This is a genomic window from Streptomyces sp. NPDC055955 (assembly GCF_042270245.1).
GTDB lineage: Bacteria > Actinomycetota > Actinomycetes > Streptomycetales > Streptomycetaceae > Streptomyces.
Map to the genome: position 1 here is coordinate 121,992 of NZ_JBHJYS010000027.1, position 20,693 is coordinate 142,684.

16 protein-coding genes are annotated in these 20,693 nt (G+C 69.6%); 11 read left to right on the forward strand and 5 right to left on the reverse strand.

Going from position 1 to position 20,693, the window contains the following annotated elements:
• Positions 1 to 33 precede the first annotated feature (33 nt).
• From ACFC96_RS38995 to ACFC96_RS39030, 8 genes are all read left to right on the forward strand, one after another.
• Positions 34 to 1,608, forward strand: a complete 1,575-nt coding sequence (locus ACFC96_RS38995) for an SDR family oxidoreductase (RefSeq protein ID WP_376617015.1) — start codon at positions 34 to 36, stop codon at positions 1,606 to 1,608.
• A 48-nt stretch (positions 1,609 to 1,656) separates the two neighbouring features.
• Positions 1,657 to 3,030 carry a cryptochrome/photolyase family protein gene (locus tag ACFC96_RS39000; RefSeq protein ID WP_376617017.1) on the forward strand — a complete coding sequence of 458 codons (1,374 nt, stop codon included), beginning with the start codon at positions 1,657 to 1,659 and terminating at the stop codon, positions 3,028 to 3,030.
• 9 nt (positions 3,031 to 3,039) lie between these two features.
• Positions 3,040 to 4,539, forward strand: a complete 1,500-nt coding sequence (locus ACFC96_RS39005) for a cryptochrome/photolyase family protein (protein ID WP_376617019.1) — start codon at positions 3,040 to 3,042, stop codon at positions 4,537 to 4,539.
• Between the two features lie 385 nt (positions 4,540 to 4,924).
• On the forward strand, positions 4,925 to 5,353 hold the full coding sequence (locus ACFC96_RS39010) for a hypothetical protein (protein ID WP_376617021.1): 429 nt from the start codon (positions 4,925 to 4,927) through the stop codon (positions 5,351 to 5,353).
• 111 nt (positions 5,354 to 5,464) lie between these two features.
• Entirely contained in the window at positions 5,465 to 5,989 is a 525-nt protein-coding gene (locus ACFC96_RS39015) for a MarR family winged helix-turn-helix transcriptional regulator (protein WP_376267700.1), read from the forward strand.
• 134 nt (positions 5,990 to 6,123) lie between these two features.
• The gene (locus ACFC96_RS39020; RefSeq protein ID WP_376617023.1) at positions 6,124 to 8,208 is read left to right on the forward strand and encodes an MMPL family transporter; all 2,085 of its coding nucleotides are present in this window, start codon (positions 6,124 to 6,126) and stop codon (positions 8,206 to 8,208) included.
• A 278-nt stretch (positions 8,209 to 8,486) separates the two neighbouring features.
• On the forward strand, positions 8,487 to 9,050 hold the full coding sequence (locus ACFC96_RS39025) for a DUF4383 domain-containing protein (protein WP_376617025.1): 564 nt from the start codon (positions 8,487 to 8,489) through the stop codon (positions 9,048 to 9,050).
• A gap of 214 nt (positions 9,051 to 9,264) precedes the next feature.
• Positions 9,265 to 10,503 carry an NAD(P)/FAD-dependent oxidoreductase gene (locus tag ACFC96_RS39030; protein WP_376617027.1) on the forward strand — a complete coding sequence of 413 codons (1,239 nt, stop codon included), beginning with the start codon at positions 9,265 to 9,267 and terminating at the stop codon, positions 10,501 to 10,503.
• Positions 10,504 to 10,547: 44 nt separating this feature from the next.
• Here ACFC96_RS39030 and ACFC96_RS39035 read toward each other — a convergent pair whose 3' ends face one another.
• A complete protein-coding gene (locus tag ACFC96_RS39035) occupies positions 10,548 to 11,156 on the reverse strand; it encodes a sigma-70 family RNA polymerase sigma factor (RefSeq protein ID WP_376617029.1) in 609 nt (202 codons plus the stop codon).
• Positions 11,157 to 11,658: 502 nt separating this feature from the next.
• Between ACFC96_RS39035 and ACFC96_RS39040 the strand changes: the two genes are divergently transcribed.
• Positions 11,659 to 12,699, forward strand: a complete 1,041-nt coding sequence (locus tag ACFC96_RS39040) for a MerR family transcriptional regulator (RefSeq protein WP_376617031.1) — start codon at positions 11,659 to 11,661, stop codon at positions 12,697 to 12,699.
• A 223-nt stretch (positions 12,700 to 12,922) separates the two neighbouring features.
• On the opposite strand, the gene ACFC96_RS39045 is transcribed toward ACFC96_RS39040, so the two are convergent.
• Positions 12,923 to 13,102, reverse strand: coding sequence for a DUF6480 family protein (locus ACFC96_RS39045; protein ID WP_340460918.1), 180 nt, complete (start codon positions 13,100 to 13,102; stop codon positions 12,923 to 12,925).
• Between the two features lie 520 nt (positions 13,103 to 13,622).
• Here ACFC96_RS39045 and ACFC96_RS39050 point away from each other — a divergent pair.
• Together ACFC96_RS39050 and ACFC96_RS39055 are read left to right on the forward strand one after the other, a co-directional pair.
• Complete coding sequence (locus tag ACFC96_RS39050; RefSeq protein ID WP_376267722.1) at positions 13,623 to 14,300, forward strand: SDR family NAD(P)-dependent oxidoreductase; 678 nt, start codon at positions 13,623 to 13,625, stop codon at positions 14,298 to 14,300.
• Between the two features lie 253 nt (positions 14,301 to 14,553).
• Positions 14,554 to 16,536 (forward strand): hypothetical protein, encoded by a 1,983-nt coding sequence (locus tag ACFC96_RS39055; RefSeq protein ID WP_376617033.1) that lies wholly within the window; start codon positions 14,554 to 14,556, stop codon positions 16,534 to 16,536.
• Positions 16,537 to 16,576: 40 nt separating this feature from the next.
• On the opposite strand, the gene ACFC96_RS39060 is transcribed toward ACFC96_RS39055, so the two are convergent.
• From ACFC96_RS39060 to ACFC96_RS39070, 3 genes are all read right to left on the reverse strand, one after another.
• Positions 16,577 to 17,860, reverse strand: a complete 1,284-nt coding sequence (locus ACFC96_RS39060; protein ID WP_376617035.1) for a class I SAM-dependent methyltransferase — start codon at positions 17,858 to 17,860, stop codon at positions 16,577 to 16,579.
• A gap of 287 nt (positions 17,861 to 18,147) precedes the next feature.
• Positions 18,148 to 18,819, reverse strand: coding sequence for a fasciclin domain-containing protein (locus tag ACFC96_RS39065; RefSeq protein WP_376617037.1), 672 nt, complete (start codon positions 18,817 to 18,819; stop codon positions 18,148 to 18,150).
• 67 nt (positions 18,820 to 18,886) lie between these two features.
• The gene (locus tag ACFC96_RS39070; RefSeq protein WP_376617039.1) at positions 18,887 to 20,545 is read right to left on the reverse strand and encodes a molybdopterin-dependent oxidoreductase; all 1,659 of its coding nucleotides are present in this window, start codon (positions 20,543 to 20,545) and stop codon (positions 18,887 to 18,889) included.
• Between the last annotated feature and the right edge of the window lie 148 nt (positions 20,546 to 20,693).

A 20,693-nucleotide genomic window follows, 5' to 3' on the forward strand; every position in this document is an offset into this window, starting at 1 on the left:
AAGGATCACGGCCGAGCGCTGGGAGGACGAGCCATGGTGGAGAACCGACAACGGTCCGAGGAACCACTGCACTGCCTTGTGACCGGGGCCTCCGGGTACATCGGGGGCAGGCTGGTGCCGGAACTGCTGGCGACCGGTCACCGGGTCCGCTGCATGGCTCGCTCGCCGGCCAAGCTGCGTGACCATCGCTGGGCCGGTGAGGTCGACGTGGTGCGCGGTGACGTCCAGGACGCCGAGTCGGTCGCCGCGGCTCTGCGCGGTGTAGATGTCGCCTACTACCTGGTGCACTCGCTCGGCTCCGGACCCGGCTTCGAGGCAGCCGACCGCCGCGCCGCCGGTATCTTCGCCGCGCAAGCGCACGCCTGCGGGGTCCGGCGCATCGTCTACCTCGGCGGACTCACCCCTCGGGGCATCCCCGAAAGCTCCCTCTCCCCACACCTGCGTTCCAGGGCCGAAGTCGGGCACATCTTTCTCGACGGACCGGTCCCCGCGACCGTTCTGCGGGCCGCCGTCGTGATCGGCTCCGGTTCCGCGTCCTTCGAGATGCTGCGCTATCTGACCGAACGTCTGCCGGTCATGGTCACACCCAGTTGGGTACACACCCGTACCCAGCCCATCGGAGTGCGCGACGTCCTGCGCTACCTCGTCGGCTCGGCCACCATGACCGCCGACGTCGACCGGGCCTTCGACATCGGCGGACCCGAAGTACTGACCTATCGCGAGATGATGCGCCGTTACGCCGCCGTGGCCGGACTGCCGCGGCGGCTCATCGTGCCGGTTCCGGTGCTCACCCCGAGGCTGTCGAGTCACTGGGTGGGTCTCGTCACTCCGGTGCCGGCCGCGCTGGCCCGCCCGCTCACCGAGTCCTTGCGACACGAGGTGGTCTGCAGCGAACACGACATCGCGACGTACGTACCAGACCCTCCGGGTCGCCCACTGCCGTTCGACGAGGCGCTAGCGCTGGCACTGCGCCGGGTCCGGGAGGCCCAGGTCGTCACCCGCTGGTCCTCCGCGTCCGCTCCCGGCGCCCCCAGCGATCCGCTGCCCACCGACCCGGACTGGGCGGGCGGCAGCCTCTATGAGGACGAACGCCTGAGCTCGGTGGACGCCTCGGGCGAAGCCCTGTGGAGGGTGGTCGAGGGGATAGGCGGGGAGAACGGCTGGTACTCCTTCCCGCCGGCCTGGGCCGTGCGGGGCTGGCTCGACCGGTTCGTCGGCGGTGTCGGTCTGCGGCGCGGACGCCGCGACACCGAGCGTCTGCGGGTCGGCGACTCACTGGACTTCTGGCGGGTCGAGGAGATCGAACCCGGACGGCTGCTGCGATTGCGGGCGGAGATGCGTCTGCCGGGTCTTGCCTGGCTGGAGATGTGGGTCGAGACGGATCCACAGGGCGGCACGCGCTACCGGCAGCACGTCCTGTTTCACCCGCGGGGCCTGCTGGGGCACGTCTACTGGTGGCTCGCCTTCCCGTTCCACGCCGTCGTGTTCGGCGGTATGACGCGCAACATCACCCGGGCCGCGGCCAAGGGTGCGCAGGCACGCGTGAACGGGGTGCGCACAGTCCGCATCCGAAGCGACCGCCGAACGGGAAGTACCTCGTGGGGATAGCCACAGCCTTCCCCACCGCACCAGCAGCACTGCACCAGGAGATATCCCATGACCGTCGCGGTCGTCCTGTTCACCTCGGACCTGCGGACGCACGACCACCCACCCCTGCACGCCGCGGTCGCGGCTGCGGACGAGGTGGTGCCGCTGTTCGTGCACGACCCCGGTATCCGAGACGCTGGATTCGCCGTGCCCAACAGGGAGGCGTTCCTGGCCGACTGCCTAGCCGATCTCGACGCCTCGCTGCGCGGCACGGGCGGTCGGCTGGTGCTGCGGTCGGGACCCGTCGTACCGGAAGTGTGCGCCGTCGCGGCGGAGTCCGGAGCGACGCAGGTCTACATGGCTGCCGGTGTGACCGGATACGCACACCGCCGCGAACAACGGCTGCGTGACGCACTGCGACGCCAGGGTGTGACTCTGCGCGTGTACGAGGGAGTGGTGACCGCGGTCGCGCCCGGCGCGGTGACTCCGGCCGGCTCCGATCACTACGCGGTCTTCACGCCCTACTTCCGTCGGTGGTCGCAGGAACCCCTGCGCGCGCCTCTTCCCGCGCCGCGCACCGTGCGCGTACCCGACCGGGTGCACGGCGAGGCACTGCCGTCCCGCTCGCTCATGTCCGGCGTCTCGCCAGGGTTGTTGACGGGAGGCGAGACGGAAGGGCGCGAACGGCTCGCGCGCTGGTGCGGTGCCGACCTGACACGCTACGAGGAACGACATGACGACCTGGCCGGTGACGCGACCTCCCGCCTCTCGCCCCACCTCCACTTCGGGAGCATCTCACCGGTCGAACTGATCCACCGGGCCCGGGGCCGCGGCGGGCCCGGCGCCGAGGCGTTCGTGCGTCAGGTGTGCTGGCGCGACTTTCACCACCAGGTGCTGGCCGCGCGCCCGGACACGGCGCGGCACGACTACCGCCCGCGGCACGACTCCTGGCGGACCGAGAAGGACGCGGCGCAGGACATCGCCGCCTGGCGCGACGGCCGCACCGGCTACCCGGTGGTCGACGCGGCGATGCGCCAACTGCGTCATGAGGGCTGGATGCACAACCGGGCCCGGCTGCTGGCGGCGAGCTTCCTGACCAAGTCGCTGTACGTGGACTGGCGCATCGGAGCGCGGCACTTCCTCGATCTCCTCGTGGACGGCGACGTCGTCAACAACCAGCTCAACTGGCAGTGGGTCGCAGGGACCGGCACCGACACACGTCCCCACCGCGTGCTCAACCCCGTACGTCAGGGCAAGCGCTACGACCCGGACGGCGGTTACGTACACCGGTGGGTTCCGGAGCTGGCAGGGGTCGCGGCCGACACGGTGCACGAGCCCTGGCGGTTGCTGCCGGACCAGCGCGCCGCCCTCGACTACCCGGCGCCGCTGGTCGACCTGGCGGATGGACTGGCGCGCTTCAAGCACGCCCGCGGCCGGGACTGAGGACCGCTCGTGCACTGGCTGTTCGGAGACCAGCTCGGGCCCCACTTCCTCACCCCTGGGCAGGACGGTCCAGGCCGGAACGACCCTCTCCTCATGATCGAGTCGCGTTCGGTCTTCCAGCGGCGTCGGTTCCACCGGGCCAAGGCACACCTCGTGCTGTCCGCGATGCGGCACCGGGCCGCCGAGCTGGGCGACCGCGTGACCTATGTACGCGCCGCCACCTACCGGGACGGAGTGGAGCGAGCGGCCGGGGGCCGCCCGGTGACCGTGCATCACCCCACTTCGTACGGCGCGCTGCGACTGGTGCGGTCGATGCCGCAGGTCCGCGTGGGACCGGCGCGGGGCTTCCTGGTGCCGATGGCGGACTTCGCGGCCTGGGCGGACGGCCGGGGCGGTCGGTCCTTGCGTCAGGAGGACTTCTACCGCTGGGTTCGGCGCGGTCACGATCTGCTCATGGAGGACGGCGACCGGCCGGTGGGCGGGACGTGGAACCTCGACCACGACAACCGGCAGCCACCGCCTCGCGATGCCGAGACTCTACGGATCGACCGTCCCTACCGGCCGCGCGAGGACGCGATCGACGACGAGGTCCGCCACGGCCTCGACCGCTGGGAGCGGGACGGTGACGTGTCCTTCGTCGGATGTGACGGCCCTCGTCTGTTCCCTGTCACACGAGCCGAGGCGCGTGCGGCGCTGGACCGCTTCGTCGAGCGCCGGCTCGGCACGTTCGGCCCCTACGAGGACGCGATGCTCGCCGCCGACCCGGTGATGAGCCACAGCCTGCTGTCGTCCTCCCTCAACCTCGGCCTGCTCGATCCCGCCGAGGTCGTGGAGCGGGCTGAGGCGGAGTGGCGCGCGGGGCGTGCCCCGCTCAACAGCGTGGAGGGCTTCGTCCGGCAGATCGCCGGGTGGCGCGAGTACGTGTGGCAGCTGTACTGGTACTTCGGCGAGGAGTACCGGCGCTCCAACGTCCTGCGTCACACCCGTTCGCTGCCCGAGTGGTGGAACGACCTGGACGCCGACGCGGTCGAGGCGCGCTGTCTGCGGACCGTCCTCGCCCAAGTACGTGACACCGGCTGGACGCACCACATCCCCCGTCTGATGATCCTCGGCGGATACGCCCTCCAACGCGGCTGGGAACCTGCCCAGGTCACGGACTGGTTCCATCGCTGCTTCGTGGACGGTTACGACTGGGTCATGGTGCCCAATGTCGTCGGGATGTCGCAGTACGCGGACGGAGGCCGGATGACCACCAAGCCCTACACGTCCGGCGGCGCCTACATCGACCGCATGAGTGATCTGTGCGGGGGGTGCGTCTACCGGCCGCGCGAGCGCACGGGGGAGCACGCGTGCCCCTACACGGCGGGCTACTGGACTTTCGTCGACCGGCACAGGGCCCGGCTCGCCGGCGTGCACCGGACCGCACGGGCCGTGTGGCAGCTGGACCGGCTCGGGGACATGACCGAGATCCGCCGGAGCGTACGCGCACGCGGTGACGCACCCCCATGAAGGCTACCGAGGCCGGAGACTCGCAGCTGAGCAGGCGGCGTGAATTCGGGGCCGCCCCTGTCCCCTTCTGAAGGCCGGGCAGCAGTGGGCGCATCCACGGTGGCCCGTGCGGCGGAAACACGGGCGTGCAGTGGACCGGAGGTGAGAAGGACGCACACGCTGGGATGCCTGCTCGACAGCGGCCCCTTGGGGAATGCAGAGACCTTCCACTCACGGCCACGAACGTCGTCGAGGTCGTGGAGAGTTCCAGGCCCGGCCTCCCGAGGGCCGGATGCACGCGCTGTCACGCACCATGGCCGACGCCCCGGTGGCGGCCGACGGTGGGTGCTGGTGGCCAGCGGGTCCAGCAGATGTGATCGCGGCGTCGAGATCAAGGAGTGGAGCCATGTTCGAGACCATGAATCCAGGCCTGCGCAGGGACCGGACCCGGAAGTCGACGAAGTCGCCGGAGAGCATGGACATATGGCCGGCGCATACCGCCGAAGCGGTCGCCGCGGTGGCGGGTGCGGCCTACGGCGTGTGGGCGGCTGCTGTGCACAACACCGGGGCGATCACCTTTGCGGTGGTGGCCCTCGGCGTCGTGTCCGGTGTGGTGCTGGCGGTGCTGATCGCGCTGTTGCACCGGGTCGGTCCGTCGTTGAGCGCGGGGCCACGCGCTGCCTTGTGGGCGGTGCTGGCCGGCGCCGCCGTGGCGTTCTTGCGGAGTCTGGCGCCCTCGGGGGCGGGTGTGGCGTTCTGCTTCCTGCTCGGGCTGATCGTCGCCGCGGGAACGTTTGTTGCCGCCTACTACCGCTACTACACCTCCGGAAAGTGAGTACCCACTCAGCCGGGCGAGGCGGGCCCTGAACCAGCCGACGGAGGTCGGTCGCGGCAGCGAGCGCCAGGTCAGGAAGGCAGACCGGAACGGTGTCGGTAAGGTGGCCAGGTGGACCACCGTGAACCCGAAGACGCACCCGCAACCGGCAGTTCTGCTGAAGGCGCTGAGTACGGAACGGCGACTCCGCACCCGGACTTGCTGGCCCTTGCCGTGGAGTTGCGCCGCCTCAACGGTGAACTCAACCGGCTCGTGCATGCTTTCGCGGTCGGCCAGGATCTGCACCCGACGGACGTGCAGGCACTCGCGGCCATCTTGGACTCGGACACTCCGCTCACCCCGAGCCTGCTGCGTCAGCGGCTGGGACTCACCTCCGGCGCGATCAGCGCGTGTGTGGATCGGCTGGAGCGGGCGGGACACGTCAAACGGGTGCGTGAGAGTGCGGACCGAAGGGTGGTGCACCTGCACTACCTGCCCACTGCGCAGGTGAAGGCGCGAAGGCACTTCGCTCCTCTGGCCGAAGCGACCGACCGGGTCCGCCGGCGCTTCAGCGAACCCGACCTGGCTCTCGTGCTGACCTTCTTGAACGCCCTCAACGAGGAACTCGCCGAGACCGGGAGCAGCAGCCAGATGTAGGCCCGCTGCCCGCATCCGATCGGCACCCCTGGGCCGAAGAGCAGGCGACAACCTGACCGGGAAAAATCATTACTCAATCATTGAGATACTTTGTGGTTGAGTTTGTCGTCGGCCGCCTCTTCCCTGGGAGAACCATGTCCCGCACTCCACGAGCCACTCGCTGGCTGGTGCCCCTCGTCCTTCTGATCGGCTGGCTTGCCGTGGGAGGCACCTTGGGCCCGTACGCCGGACGGCTCGGTGAGGTCGCCACCAACGACCAGGCGGCGTTCCTTCCCCGCAACGCCGAGTCGACCCGCGTGATCGAGGCGCAGCGTGCCTTCAAGGAGGACGAGACCCTGCCGGTCATCGTCGTCTGGACCGCCGACGGCGACAGGCGTCTCGATGCGGCGCAGCAAGGCCGGGCCACCCGGGCGCTGGCCGCTCTGAAGGGCACGCCCGGCGTGGTCGGTCAGGTGTCGCCCGCGATTCCCTCACGCGATGGGAAGGCGTTGGAAGGCGTCGTCCAGCTACGTCCTGACCTCGGCGACAAGCTGCCCTCCACGCTCGACCGCATCTCCGAGCAGGCATCCGCTGTCACCGGCGCCACCGCGGTCCTTGCGGGACCCGCGGCAAGCCAGGCGGACCTCTCCGACGCTTTCGCCGGGATCGACGGACTGCTCCTGGGAGTCGCCCTGATCACGGTCCTGGTGATTCTCCTGCTGGTCTATCGCAGTGCCCTGCTCCCGTTCTTGATCATTATCAGCGCGGTGTTCGCCCTGGGTGTCGCCTGCGCCATCGTCTACGTCCTCGCAGACCACGATGTCGTACGAGTCGACGGCCAGGTGCAAGGCATCCTGTCGATCCTGGTGATCGGCGCGGCCACCGACTACGCCCTGCTCCTCACCGCCCGCTATCGCGAAGAACTCGCCGGAGATCACGGCCGGTTCGCCGCAATGCGCTCCGCGCTGCGCCGGTCGACCGGCGCCATCGTCGCCAGCGCTGCCACGGTCGCTCTCGGCCTGCTCGCCCTGTTGCTGAGCGACCTCACCAACAACCGAGCCCTCGGCCCGGTCGGCGCCATCGGCATCGCCTGCGCCGTACTGAGCACCCTCACCTTCTTGCCGGCCGCCCTGGTGCTTCTCGGTGACGCCGTCTACTGGCCCGCCCGCCCGCGCCCGGCGGAGGCCGCCGGCGGTGGGCACGGGGTGTGGCGCCGCATCGCCCATGTCGTGGAAAAGGCTCCGCGCAAGATCTGGGCCATTGCGCTGGGCGGCCTCCTGGTGTGCGCTGCCTTCGCTCCCACCCTGCATTCCAAGGGCGTTCCGCTCGACGAGATCTTCGTCAACGACGCCCCGTCGGTCCAGGCCCAGGCCGTCCTTGCCGAGCACTTCCCCGGCGGTTCAGGAAATCCCGCTGTGGTGATCGCCGACGCCCGGCACGAGAAGCAGATCATCGAGCGGGCCAAGGCGACCGACGGTGTGGCCGACGCAACTGCCCTGACCGAGCAGGGACGTCCCGGCAGCGGCCCGACCCGGATCGTGGACGGAAAGATCAGTGTCGACGTCACCCTGAAGGACGCCGCCGACAGCGACGCCGCCAAGGCCACGGTCTCCCGGATGCGCTCGGCCCTGCACAAGGTCGACGGCGCCGACGCTCTGGTCGGCGGCTACACCGCCCAGCAGTACGACACCCAGAAAACCGCTGAACGCGACCGCAGGCTGATCGTCCCCGTGGTCCTGGCCATCATCCTGGTCATTCTCGTCGCACTGCTGCGCTCCGTGCTGATGCCCCTGATCCTGGTCGCCACGGTGGCCCTCAACTTCGCGGCCACGCTGGGGATCTCCTCGCTCGTGTTCCGGCACGTCTTCGGGTTCTCGGGCACCGATGCCTCCGTGCCGTTGTACGGCTTCGTGTTCCTCGTCGCGCTGGGCGTGGACTACAACATCTTCCTGATGTCCCGAGCCCGGGAAGAGTCACTGGAACACGGTGTTCGTGAGGGCATCCTCAAGGCCCTCGTCAGCACCGGCGGAGTGATCACCTCGGCAGGTGTCGTGCTGGCCGCGACGTTCGCCGCGCTTGGCGTCATCCCGCTGGCCTTCCTCGTGCAGATCGCCTTCATCGTCGCCTTCGGCGTGCTTCTCGACACGCTGGTGGTGAGGTCGCTGCTGGTTCCCGCGCTGGTCCGGGACATCGGGCCGAAGGCGTGGTGGCCCGGGCGCCTGAGCCGCCGGACGGACTGACCCGGTCGCCCCTGCCGACGACCGCCGCCGTCGGCAGGCACGCATGCCCGCTTCGGGCGCAGCGGCGCCCGACGAGGCGGCCGGCACCCGGTGCGCTGGGGCGCTTGCCGCTCACTCCTTGGCATAAGGGTCGGCCGGTTCCGTAGGAACGCTCCCCTTTACAGAGCCGGACCCACGGAGAGTGATCTTCTGCGCTGGATGCAACCGTCGGGTGCAGTCGCACAGAAGCGGTGTTGGGGGCACAAGGCGGAGCAAGCGAGCAGAGAGGTGCCCGCACCATGGAGCTCAAGGACGAACTTCCCCTCGACCACAAGCTGGCGCAGGTGTACCGCTGGGGTGCCGCTTTCTGCGGTGTGGTCCTGCTGGTGTTCGGCTGTCTCGGCCTGGCCGACGAGCTGAGCCCCTTCGACACGAACGGCAGCCAGATCGCGGGAATGAGCACGAACGGCGTCCTCAGTATCATCTCGGTCGTCGTCGGCCTCGCCCTCGTCGCGGGGGGCGTCGTCGGGGGCAACTTCGCCTCGACGCTCAATATGGTCGTGGGCACCCTGTTCCTGATCAGCGGGTTCGTTCACGTATTCATCGTCGGCAAGAGCGCGAACGTGCTTGATTTCGGCATGACCAACGTCATCTTCAGTTTCGTGATGGGGCTGGTCATCCTGACGTTCGGCATGTACGGGCGTGTGTCGAGCCGGCTGCCGCACGACAACCCCTACTGGCGCCTGCGCCACCCGCGGGAAGCGGCGGCAGAGGCCGCCGCACATCGGGCCCTGCAAGCGGGCAGTCCCGCTGCCATCGCTCGGCGCGCGGCCTCCGAGGCCCCAGGCACCGGATCTCAGTAGAGCTTTGCGCGCGGGCCGTGTTCAGCGGCCCGCGCGCAAGGCCGATCCCTGTCGGCTCACGCCATGTCACGTCATGAGATGTCGTGGCACGGCTCAGGCTCCGGAGCGCATTCTGCATCCGCGACGAGCGCACGCCGGGAAGGAGCCGACAGCGACAGCAGGGCGACCTGAGAGGGAGCCCTTGGGCGGAGCTTCAGCCGTGGAGGTGTGTCTCATGGTCCGCACGGACGGAAAGACCGACGTGGTGGTCGTCGGAGCAGGCATCGCGGGGCTCGCATGCGCTGCCGACCTTCAGGCAGCCGGCCTCCGGGTGCAAGTGCTCGAGGCCTCGGACGGAGTGGGCGGCCGGATGCGGTCCGATCGTGTCGACGGATTCGTGATCGACCGGGGCTTCCAGGTTTTCAACACCGCCTATCCCCAGGTTCGGCGCCGACTGCCGCTGCGTGACCTGCGGTTGCGGCCCTTCACCCCCGGCGTGCAGGTCCACACCGACACCGGGAGGGTCGCGCTCTACGATCCGACGCGCCGTCCCGACGCGCTGGGTGGACTGCGCCGCCAGTCGGTGATGTCTCCCCGCGACGCCGCTGCGCTCGGGGCGATGTCGGTCCGCGACATGCTGCTTCCCGCGTCAGTCCTCAAGCGCGGCGGAGAACGAACCACGCTCTCCGCTCTGCGCCGGGCCGGTGTCTCCGAGGCATTCACCGAGGACGTGCTCAGGCCGTTCGTGTCCGGCATCTTCCTGGAGGACGGGCTGGAGACGTCCAGCCGCGTCTTCCACCTGGTGTGGCGCAGCATGCTGCGCGGAACATTGTGTCTGCCGACCGACGGCATCGAAGCGGTGCCGCGCACCCTCGCGGACGGTCTGAGTGAGGCAACGGTGCGCCTCACGACTCCCGTCGCGCAGCTGACGGACAGCGGTGTGATGACGGCGGCGGGCACCTCGGTCTCCGCCAGGGCGGTGGTGGTCGCGGCGGGACCGCAAGCGGCGGCCGCACTGCTGCCGCACATGGATGTGCCCCCATACCGAAGCGTGACGACGTACTACCACGCCACGGCGCCGTCACCGCTGAACGAGCCCGTCCTGATCGTGGACGCGCAGCGACGATTCCTGAACACCTGCGTGATCAGCGAAGTCGTGCCTTCCTACGCGCCGGCGCATCGCGCCCTGGTGGCCACGTCGGTGCTCGGCACTGAAGCCCCCGGACGCGAAACGTCAACACGTCAGGCACTGTCTGACGCGTACGGCACTGACACGAGTGCCTGGGACCTGGTGGCCGTGCGCAGCATCACGCATGCCCTGCCGGCGATGGCGCCACCGCACTCCTTGAGCCGCTCTTCACGTGCCGGCAGCGGCCGCTATGTGTGCGGCGATCACCGCACCACTGGGTCGGTCCAAGGGGCGATGGCCTCGGGAGCGCGGGCGGCCCGTGAAGTCGTGCGGGACCTGGCGTAGCCGACCGTCGTGCAGGACCTGGCCCAGCCGACCGAGGGTGTCGGTCAGAACGCGTCGGTGGCGACAAGCCGCTGACGCAACCGGTTCAGACCCCGCCTGGAGTGGCTTTTGACCGTGCCCAGGGGCCATCCCGTGACCTCGGAGATCTGGGTGTGCGTGAGGTCGCTGTAGAAGGCCAGTTGGAGGACGCGCCGCTGCGGTACGGGCAGCAACGTCAGCTCGTGCCGGACGACGACCTGGTCGAGGACCTGTCGTGTCATGTTGTCGGAAGGCAGGGCCGCCAGGCTCAGCGATGTCTTCGCCGCCGAGGCCAGGGTGGCTCGGCGGGTCCGCGCGGTGAGGGCATCTGCGATCTTGCGCCGCGTGATGCCCACGACCCATCCGGCGAAGGCGCCGCGCTGCGGGTCGTATCCCTCACGCCCGCGCCACACCGCCAGGAAGACCTGCTGAGTGACGTCCTCGGCCTCACGAGAGTCGCCCAGAGACCGGTAGGCCAGGGTGTGAACAAGGGTGCCCCAGCGGCGGTAGGCAGCCTCCAGGAACGCTTCCTCCCCGCGCTGAAGCCCTGCCGCGACTTCCTCGTCGGCCAGCGATTCTTCGATGGGTGCCCACAGATCGTGCTCGTGCGTCTGCGGGGTGCTCTGAGCGCGCATGGGGCCGGGCCCTTCCGTCGCCGATCAAGTGGTCTTCACTCTGGCGAGTTCGGGAGCATCGATCGAGTCGCATCGAATATGCATCGATTGGACACGCGGCATGTGTCTACAGATGTCTGCGGATGGTCTCCCAGACGTGGTCGGGAGGCTGCACCGACTCCGTTGCTCCTGCGCGGCCCGCCTTCAAGACGCGCAGGAACGACTCCAGGGCCGAACGGCACACCTGGCAGTCCCGCAGATGGCGTTCTGTCGGCGTGGGCGTCTCATCGCCCAACGCGATGAGCGCGAGGTCCCTGGGCGAAGGATGACGGATCTGAGACGCTGCTGACATCGGTCACCTCTGGCGACAAGGATTGAGGAGCGCGGCGGATCTGAGGGACGGGAAGGCTGTGTCACCGAGCGTTCAGGTTGCCGGGGTGTCTCGGATGCAGCCGCCGTCGTCCGTCAGGTCAGAACGCCCTTCTGTCGAGACGCATTGATTACGCGTCGATATGCTGGAGTCATGGCTTCCGAAGGCAGTCCCACACCGCCCCTGCGCGGCTCAGAGCCTCCTGACGCCTCCATCACGTCAGGAGCGCTGGCCCGTCGGCTGGGTATTTCACCGACGACCCTGCGTTCGTGGGACCAGCGCTACAGTCTCGGGCCCGCCCAGCGCCGGCGCGGCCACCACCGTCGCTGGTCTCCGCAGGACGTCGCCATGGTCGAGGAGATGTGCAGCCTGACGGCCTCCGGGGTCTCCCCGGCCGAAGCGGCACGCAGCGCCAAAAGGCGCGCCGGTGCCGCGCCACAGGGCCAGGAAGAGCAGCCCGTTCTCTCCAGGGCTGCTGCCGCAACACGCGCCTCTGGCAAGGCCGGCAGCCGCGGCTCGTCCGGCCTGCCGCTCGGCACGGTGCGTGCCGAGTGCCGTGGGCTTGCCCGGGCTGCCCTCCGCCTCGAATCCCTAGCGGTCCAGGAGCAGTTGAACGCTTTCGTCCAGGATCACGGAGTGGTCGCGGCATGGGAAGAACTCATGATGCCGACCCTGCACGCCGTCGGCCGCAAATGGGAGTCTTCCGGCGACCGCTACGTCGAGGTCGAACACCTCTTGTCCTGGCACGTGTCGACCGCCCTGCGCAACGCACAGCTGCTCCTGGGGCCCGGCGAGACGCGCAAGGGCAGCCCTCCAGTGCTGCTGGCCTGTGTCCCCGGCGAACAGCACACCTTGCCGCTCGAAGCCGTCCACGCCGCCCTGCTGCAGCGCGGTCGTCCCGTGCGCATGCTCGGTGCAGCCGTCCCCGCCGAGGCACTGGTCGCGGCGGTCCTGCGCACGGGGCCTGCGGCGGTGGTCCTCTGGTCGCAGACCCGTTCCCTGGCCAGCACCCCGCTCGCTCTGCATCTCCTGGGAATGGGGTGGGGAGTCAACGGCGCACGGCAACAGGCTGCTCTCGTGCTGGCGGGACCGGGATGGAGAGGAGCCAGGATCGAGGGAGCGGTTCAGCCCCGAGGGCTGCGCGAGGCCATCGCTCTCCTGGCGCCGGAGTCCTCCGAATTGCCCGAGGACTAGCCCGCGCCCCCAGGCCCCAGGCCCCAGGTCCCAGGCCCCTTCGGTTCTTCATCCGCAGAGCGACGGTCCGTCCCGCCCCGCCGTCGTGCCCGTCATCTCCGCGGAGAACCAGACCTGCCGCGCCCGTCCGGCGCGGCGCGTCGGCGCACAGAGCTGTGCCGCAGCCGGCGGTCGTCGACGAGCAGGTTCGACCGTCGGCTGCCGGGGCAGTCCGACGAGCTGGTCACATACCCCAGATACGTGCCAGGAAGTAGCCGGCCACCAGCACTGACCCGATCGCGATGAGGGACACCCAGAAATAGGGGTGCTCCCAGATGCCACCGTCGGCCCGTTCTTGATGTGCTTCGGCGATCGACCCTTCCGCCGGCGGCGTTTCTGTCGGCGGGACGAGTGGGTGAGTCATGTTTCAACGGTCCCTCGTACGCCGCCGGTTCGCACGTCGAACGAGTGCGGGCTCGGGGCGGGGCCGATGGAAGTCCCAGAGGAAGGCCCGTCCTACGTGTCTCATGGCTCTCGGCAGTCGCGCGGCTGCCGAGAGTCGTGCCGACAGCGGTGGCGAGTACGGAGCGGAGTGGGCCATCGCGTGGGGGAGTCCGCCCCGGAACATGGCGGCACATGGCCAGGCGCCGACTACCCGTCGATGCGAGCGACAACAATCCGTGACGCAGAAAAGGTCTTGTCTGCCGCATCCGTCTCTGGTGCCTCGCTGAAACAGGTGTAGACGGGCTGAGGAGTCTGCACGTCTTCCTGGACGTTGCCGCCTCCGCCTCGATGCAGCGACCGCAAGAGGGCGGCTGTCTGCGGCTGCGCCCGCCCCGTCCTGCAAGGAGAGCCGATCATGACCGCCCGTCACGCTCGAACCCCCATCGGGCCAGCGCATGGCCCGGCCGCGTCACCGTGCCGCTGAGGAAGGGAGCGCCGTGATGGAAGTCGACGGAGCCCGGATCTTCGTCCCCGGAGCCACCGGCGAATTGGGCTCGGCCCTGGCGCGCTGCCTCCACAGCAGAGGCGCCGTGCTGCACCTCGCGGGACGGGACGAGACAGCTCTGCGCACACTCCGAGGGCAGCTCCCCGGCGTGTGGACGAGTACGTTCGACGCCTATGAACTGGACGCCTGTGCCGCCCTGACCCGGCGAGCTGCCGAGCGGATGGGCGGCCTTGACGCCGTGGTCACCTGCGTCGGCGTGCCGGCCTTCGGCCCCGCCGACCACATCAGTGACGCTGTCGCGGAACACCTCATGACCGTGAACGCACAGGCTCCCATCGCCTTCCTGCGCGCGGCGCTACCCCTGATGGAACCCGGCGGCGTCCTGGCGGCGCTGACCGGCGTGGTTGCCGGAAACCCGCCCCCACACATGGCCGACTACGCTGCCGCCAAAGCCGCCCTCGCCGCATGGCTGGAAGCCGTGGGCAAGGAGCAGCGCAGGCGCCACGTCACCCTCATCGATCTCCGCCTGCCGCACATCGACACCGGCTTCGCCGACCGCGCGATCGCCGGCCGGCCGCCCCACCTGCCCCCGGGACTGCCCGTCGCCGCAGCCGTAGAGAGCGTCATGGCCGCGCTCGTCGACGCCCGGACCGTCTCCAGTCGGGCCTCCTGAACCCTTTCTGTGCAGCGCCGCCCTATCCCCTTATTGGCCGCTGCGAGCGCCCAGCTCAGGCCGCTCTCACGCGTGACTGTGACCGCGCGCTGAGGACCCGCAGCGCTGAAACCAAGATCCCCCTCGCAACGACGACCCGATGGGCAGTGGCCTCTCGGCGCCGCCTGGCTCTGCGATCGGTAACCGACGCGCCAATCACTCGTTTGGCACAGTGCGGCACCTTGGTCTCCCTCCCCGGAAAGTCTGGCGCTCCATGCATCTTCGCTCCTTCCGACGATCTGTCGAGCGGGCCGGAACGCCCTTGCTGGAGGCCGAGAGCACCCTCGTCGAGCAGTACGGCGATCTGGTCCGCCTGGCATACATCGTGCTGCCCCCTGCCCTCGGCCGACACCGAAGGGTCCTCGTGGCGCATTCGGTGGTGCAGCGGTCCCTGCCGACTGCGCGTCCGGTGCGTGCAAGGCACCGCGTTCCGTCGCCGCGCGACGAGAACCATCGTGGTGACATCCCCGAGCCGTCGCTCCTCGTCGAGGTGCTGCGCGGCGCGCTCGCACACGGGCGACGTCCGTCGTTGTGGCCCGCGCGGCTTGCTCCGCCACGTACCCTCGTGCCGCGCTTCCCTCTTGTCCTGGGGCTTCGGCTGTTCCCGCGATCGGGCGGCGCCGACGACCTGGCCCTGGCACAAGGTCTGTCGGACATGTCCGAGGCTGGCCGCGCGGCGTTCCTGCTGCGTTCGGTGTACTGCCTGAGCGACGACACGGCTCTCGACCTGCTCACGTCAGCCGGTGTGGACGACGCGGCAAGCGCGCTGCGCGCGGCCTCCGGGCTCAAGGCGATCGCCGGCGACACGCCCGCCAGGCTGCTGACCTCCCAGGAATTCGACGCCTGCGCTCTTCAGGCGAGCCCCACCGACCTGTTGCGCCGCAGGCAACGAGTACGGCTGGGGGCGGCCGTTGCCGCGCTGATCCTGATCGTCGGAGCTGCGGTGGTGGCGACCCTGCCCGAGGAGGCGACACCCGAGCCCGTCCCACCGACGGTGTCCGCCGACCCGGCACGCCTCACGCACGCTCCGGCCGAACTGTGGGACAACACCTCACGCATCGACTTCACCGCCTGGCCCGCACGTGGCTCACGCGTGAAGGACAAGAACCTGCTCGGCCGCGCGCTGTCTGTCTGGGCACGTCCGCCGACCGGTACACACGTCTCTCCGGCCCCCGCCACCTCCGTGGCAGCTCCCTCGGACTCACCGCAACTGCTGTACGCAGGCAACGTGTCCGACCGTGCCGTGGTGCTGCTGTACGACGGACAGCGCCTGGCCCGTTACAGCGAATCCCTTTCCTCGGCCGGGCACGCGGCGCTCACCGTGGCACGCGTCGACGACGCGGATGTGACGACGGCCGCGGCGGTGGCCCTCGGCACGGTGGACGGCGGCGCACGCTACCTGATCGCCCCTTGGATCACCGAGGTACAGATCCGCGATCTGTCGCGACCCGACGTCCTCGCGCATCCGCTGCGCGTGGGAAAGGACGGCGTGACGGAGACCGTGCCGACCTGGTCCGCGGCCGGCGACTGCGACAGCCGTCCGGCGCTCCAACTGCGTTCCTCGGACCGGATCGCCGAGCACCACGCGTTCCTTCTCGCGGGGCTGGGTGATCTGACTCCGGTCCACCTCACTTACACCCCCTTGCCCGGTCACGGCAGCCCACCGGCCCGCGCGCCGCGGGAGGCCACCGGCACGGCGGCCCTTCTGGCCTGGGCGCATCAGGCGTGTGGTCTCGGGTCGCTCCGCGACACCGGCGCCCGCGCGGTCAACGCTTGGGACTTCGCCGAACAGAACCTCCCCGACGGCGGCGGCCACGCCCTATGGACCTGTGCCCGGACCGACACCTGGCAAGGCTCCGGCAACGTGACGGTCACCCTTCGCACGGCCCAGGACGCCACGGACGCACCCGCCGACGTCGTGGCCCGCGCCCGCTCGACCGCCGCCTGCAGCCGGTTCGGCCAGCACATCGTGGCCTTCACCGGCTGGCGTTCACCCAAGAGCCGCTGGTACGCGCTGGTGGCGGGAAGCCGCGCTGTCACGGACATCGCGGTCAGTGGAGACATCACAGCGAGCAAAGCAGGTCGAACGCTCGCCCTTCCCGCTGACGGGCGACCACGGATCAAGGTGAGCGCCCGCCTGGCCACAGGCGGGCGATTGACCGGCATCGGCCCGCCGATCAGCGCGGCGCGGCCTTGAACCATCACTCACCCGTATCGGAAGCGTGCTTCGCGTCGGCTCAGAACTGCGGTGTTGCCTCCGTCCCGTACCAAGGGGCGAGGGTGCGCGGCATCCCCGTCCCGCCGCGAGCATCAGGCCGGACCGCGAGGATCTGGTCCACCCCCATGCGGCGCGCCTCGAAGGCGAGACCACCGCCCACGAGATACAGCCGCCAGACCCGTGCAGTCGGTTCCCCGACCAGGCCCACGAAGTCGTTCCAACGCTCTTCCAAGGTGTGGTGCCAGGCCGCGATGGTGCGCACGTAGTGCTCACGCATCGACTCCACGGAACATACCTCGAGCCCCGCACCCTCCAGCAGCCCGACGGTCTCGCCGAGGGGGCGCATATGCATGTCGGGCGCGATGTACGTCTCGATGAAGGCTCCGCCACCCGGCGCCCGCACACCTCGGGACATCTGCTGCACCAGCAACCGGCCCCGCGGCCTGAGCACACGGTGCAGCAGCGCCGCGAAGCCGGCGTACTCCTCGTCGCCGACGTGCTCTCCCATCTCGATCGAGGTGACCGCCTCGTACTGACCGCCTTCGACATCGCGGTAGTGACGCAACTGGACGTCCACCAGGTCGTCGAGGCCACGCTCGCGCACACGGGCGAGGACCGCGTCGCGCTGCTCGCGGGCGAGGGTCACGGCCGTCACCTGGACCTTGTGGTGCTCGGCCGCGTACAGGGCGAGTGCACCCCAACCGCAGCCGATGTCGAGGAGCCGTGCGCCTGGCCGCAGCCGCAGCTTGCGGCAGATGAGTTCCAGCTTGTCGCGCTGCGCCTCGGCCAGTCCGTATGCGGAGTCCTCACTGGTCCAGTAGGCACAGGAATACGCCATCGACGGATCGAGCAGGAGCTCGTAGAACTCGTTGGACAAGTCGTAGTGGTGGCTGATGGCCGCGCGGTCGCGGGTGGTGGTGTGGCGAGCGCCCCGCAGCCGCGCGCGTCCCGCGGGGGAGGGCGGACGGGGGCCGAGGGCTCCGAGCCGGGCGGCTGTGAGCGTGGCAGCGGCGAGTTGCGCCGCTCCCGGCCTGGGGGCGGCCTGCGGGCTCTGCCACAGGGTGCGCAGTCCGTCACCGAGGTCACCCTCGACATCCAGATCGCCGGCGATGTAGGCCTCGGCCAACCCGAGCTCTCCCGGCTGCCAGAGCAGCCGGCGCACAGCGCGGCGCGAGCGGAGGATGACGACAGGGGCTCCGTGCGGACCGCTCTCGGTGCCGTCCCACGCGCGCAGGCGGACAGGCATGGGGCCGCCTGTGACGTCCTCCAGGAGCAAAGCGAGCCGCTGTGCCGTCGTGGTCATTCGTGCACTCCGTTCCCGGCTGTCCCAGCGGCGGTGGTCACCAGAACCGCCGGGGCGACAAAAGTAGACATGCTGACCAATCTGTTCCGGCGGCCGCTCCGGATCACCAGTGAGCCGGGTCCGCCGTCGAACTCGGGAGTGAGGGCCCGCTCCGCGGCGACCCGGCTCCGCATGCCCACTGACATGAGCGGACACGGAGCCGGGGAGGTCGCAACGAGCCTCGTCAGTCGCGGGGGAGGGGCAGCGAAGGGCCGACCGTCTGAGGTCGGCCCCTCGCCCCACATGTGCTACTTCTTCGGCATCAGCACCGTGTCGATGATGTCGACGTTGGCGTTGGCCGTCTTGACGTTGCCGCAGACCACACTCGCGGTGTCGTTGACCTTGTAGGACTCACCGGAGCCCGCGGTCGTCAGCTTGGACTTCTCCAGCGTCGTGTACGAGCCGCTCTCCAGGTCCTTCGGCGCGAGCTTCTGTCCCACGACGTGGTACGTGAGGATCTTGGTGAGCGTGGCCTTGTCGTTCAGGACCTTGTCCAGGTCGGCCTTCGGGATCTTCGCGAAGGCGTCGTTGGTCGGCGCGAACACGGTGATGTTCTGGGCGTTGTTCAGGGTGTCGACCAAGCCCGCCTTCTTGACCGCGGTCACCAGGGTGGACAGGGCGGGGTTGTTGGACGCGGCCGTCGCGACCGGGTCCTTGGCCATGCCGTCGAAGGAACCCGCGCCGTCCTTCGGCACGGAGGCACAGGCCGGGCCGAACGGCTCGTCCGCGTTGTTCATGTCGCCCGAACCGCTGTCGTCGGCCTTGCCGGACCCGGTGTCGGACGCGGCGGACGACTTCGTGTCCGAGGCCGCCTTGTCCTTGCCGTCGTCGTTCGAGCAGGCGGTGAGCGCCAGCGGCAGCATCGCCGCCGCGGCGAGAACGAGGGCTCCACGACGGGTTCGGCGGGTGACGGTGTTCATCTGTGCTCCTTGAAAGAGGTGGTGAGGGTGCTGAGTTGAGGTCGTGGCGTCGAGGTCGGGGCGGCGGTCAGTCCACGGTGACCACCACCGAATGCCAGCCGCTGGCCCCGTCGGGGATGGTGCGGGTCCGCTTCTGGGTCTGGGTCTCGCCCGTGCGGTCGGTGGCCCGGACGGTCAGGGTGTGACCGCCGGACGTGGCTTTCCAGGGGAAGGACCACTGACGCCAGGTGTCCGTGGTGTCCTCGGCGGCGAGATCCGCCCGCCGCCAGGGCCCGTCGTCGACGCGCACCTCGACCTTGTCGATCCCGCGGTGCTGGGCCCATGCCACTCCGGCGACCATGACCGTGCCGGCCTTGGGTCGTGCGAACGGCTTGGGGGTGTCGATCCGGGACTCTGTCTTGATCGGCGCCCTGCGCGCCCAGTGCCGCTTCACCCAGTACGGGTCGTAGTCGTCGAAGGTGGTGAGTTCGATGTCCTGGACCCATTTGCAGGCGGACACGAACCCGTACAGCCCCGGGACCACCATGCGCACCGGGAAACCGTGCGCGAAGGGCAGCGGCTCGCCGTTCATCCCAAGAGCGAGCAGCGCGTCGCGGCCGTCCATGACGTCCTCGACCGGGCTGCCGATGGTCATTCCGTCGACGGAACGCGCGACCAACTGGTCGGCTGGCCCGCCCTTGGACGGCGGCCTGACGCCGCACTGGCGCAGGAGGTCGGCCAGGCGCACGCCGATCCACCGCGCGTTGCCGACGTAACGCCCGCCGACCTCGTTCGAGACGCAGGCGAGGGTGATGTTCCGTTCGATCAGCGGCATCCGCAGCAGCTGCGCGAACGACACGGTCGTCTCGCGAGTGACACCTCTACCGTGGATCCGCAGCCGCCACGAGTGCGCGTCGACCTTGGGCACCACCAGAGCGGTGTCGACCCGGTAGAAATCCTGACTGGGCGTCATGAACGGGCTGACGTCCTTGATCCGCAGCGCGGCCCCCTTGGGGACGGGCGCGGCGGCCGAGGCCGGGGCGGGCAGCGTGATCCGGCGGCGGGACGCGACGGCGTCCTGTCCTTGCGAACCGTTCAGGGAGCGGCCCAGCAGGCCGATCCCCGTCGACGCGGCCGCGGCCGCCGTCGCCGCGACGACGAATCCCCGCCGATCCCAGCCGGGAGCATCGGGGCGGTCGGCAACTCCGCCTTCATGAGTCGCCACGCCCTCCTCGAAGGCAGGCGCTTCGACGGAAGCCGATGGCCTGCCGGACTGCAGGCGCCCCACGAGGTAACAGAGGAGCAGAGCTCCCACCACCGCACCCGCCACTGACGGCAGGGCGTCGGCGAGGCTCGTGGAGTCCGGTCGGCTCGTCGCGGCGAGACCCCCGACCAAGCCGAACATCAGGACCCCCGCGGAGCCGATACGTCGGTGCCTGGCCGCCAATGCCCCGAGACCGAGGGCGAGAAGGGTGAGCACACCCAGGATGCCCACTTGCAGGACGAGCTTGTCGTTCGTTCCGAAATGGCGGATCGCCCAGTCCTTCAGCCCGGCGGGCGTGCGGTCGATCGCCGCCCCTCCCACCGCGACGACGGGACTCGACTCAGGACGTACCGCGGCAGACACGAGTTCGGCCGTGGCCAGCGCGGCGTAACCCGCCAGGAGGCCGCTCGACGCGCCGAGCCCGACAAGTCGCCACACCTCGCGGCGCCTTGATGTCTTCGCTTCTTTGCTCACACCGGCCATCCGGAGCGGTGGACGGGTGTGGATTGGTCTCCCACTCGATCGGGGGAGAATTTTTCTCCGACCAATCCGAGGCCTCCACGGGTCCGAATCAGTTGTCCACCTTCACCGAAGGAAGCAGCCCAAGAGGGGACAAGCAGACCAATCCGGA